1 protein-coding gene is annotated in these 1729 nt (G+C 68.6%); it reads left to right on the top strand.

From position 1 onward, the window contains the following. Positions 1–1729, top strand: a 1729-nt coding sequence (locus tag ABD369_RS40470; RefSeq protein ID WP_344641641.1) for a condensation domain-containing protein, incomplete at both ends; no start/stop codon positions are given.

A 1729-nucleotide genomic window follows, 5' to 3' on the forward strand; every position in this document is an offset into this window, starting at 1 on the left:
TGGTGCCCGCGGCGATCGTGCTGCTGGAGGCCCTGCCGCTGACGCCCAACGGCAAGCTCGACCGCCGCGCCCTGCCCGCACCCGACTTCGACGCCGCGGCAGGCGGCCGGGCACCACGCACCCCACACGAAGAAGCCCTCTGCGCCGTCTTCGCCGAAATCCTCGGCCTCGACCGCATCGGCATCGACGACAACTTCTTCGACCTCGGCGGACACTCCCTGCTCGCCACCCGACTCATCAGCCGCATCCGCACCACCCTCGGCCTCGAACTCCCCCTCCGAGCCATCTTCGAGACCCCCACCGTCGCCGGCCTCGCCACCACCCACAACACCGACGAACCCGTACGCCCCGCGATCCGAGCCGTTGAACAACGCCCCGAAACCATCCCCCTCTCCTTCGCCCAACGCCGCCTCTGGTTCGTCAACCAGCTCCAGAACACCGAAGCCCTCTACAACATGCCCGTCGTCCTACGACTGACCGGCACCCTCAACCCCTCCGCACTCCAAACCGCCCTCAACGACCTCCTCACCCGCCACGAATCACTGCGCACCCGCTTCACGGAGACCGACGGCGAGCCCCACCAGACCGTCCTCGACACGGCCACGGCTGCAGTGCCCTGGGCGGAGCGAAGCGTGGCGGACGAAGCCGAACTCGACGCGGCGATCCGTGAAGCGGTGACCACCGGCTTCGACCTCTCACGCGAACTGCCCATCCGGGCCTCGCTGTTCACCCTCACCGAGCACGACCACGTCCTCGTACTAGTACTCCACCACATCACCGGCGACGGCTGGTCCATGGCACCCCTCGCCCAAGACCTCGGCACCGCCTACACCGCCCGACTCGCAGGCAACGCCCCCGACTGGCAGCCCCTGCCCATCCAGTACGCCGACTACGCCCTCTGGCAGCACAACCTGCTCGGCGAAGAGGACAACCCGGCCAGCCTGGCCCACCGCCAACTCGCCCACTGGCGCCACACCCTGGCCGACCTCCCCGAAGAACTCACCCTCCCCACCGACCGACCACGCCCCACCACCGCCACCCACCACGGCGGACACATCACCCTCCACTGGGACGCCCAACTCCACCACGACCTGCTCACCCTGGCCCACGACAACCAGGCCAGCCTCTTCATGGTCGTCCACACCGCACTCGCCGCCCTCCTCACCACCCATGGCGCAGGCGACGACATCCCCATCGGCACCCCCATCGCCGGACGCACCGACGAACAACTCGACAACCTCGTCGGCTTCTTCACCAACACCCTCGTCCTGCGCACCGACACCTCAGGCGACCCCACCCTCCGCCAACTCCTCACCCGCATCCGCACCACCGACCTCACCGCCTACACCCACCAGGACACCCCCTTCGAACGCCTGGTGGAACTCGTCAACCCCACCCGCTCCATGGCCCGGCACCCCCTCTTCCAGGTCATGCTCGCCTTCCAGAACACCCCCCACGTCACCCTCGACCTCCCCGACCTCACCTTCCAACTCCAGCCCGTCGACCTCGACATCGCCAAGTTCGACCTGCTGTGGAGTCTGCGGGAGCGGCCGGACGGCCAGGGGATCACCGGACTCCTGGAGTTCAACGGCGACCTCTTCGACCGGGAGACCGCCGAAACCCTGGCCACCCGGCTGGAGCGGGTACTGCGCGCACTGGTCGCCGACCCCGACCGCCGGATCAGCCGCATCGACCTGCTCGACCACCACGAGCGGCAGCAGATCCTGCT

It is taken from the genome of Kitasatospora cystarginea (assembly GCF_039533515.1).
GTDB lineage: Bacteria > Actinomycetota > Actinomycetes > Streptomycetales > Streptomycetaceae > Kitasatospora > Kitasatospora cystarginea.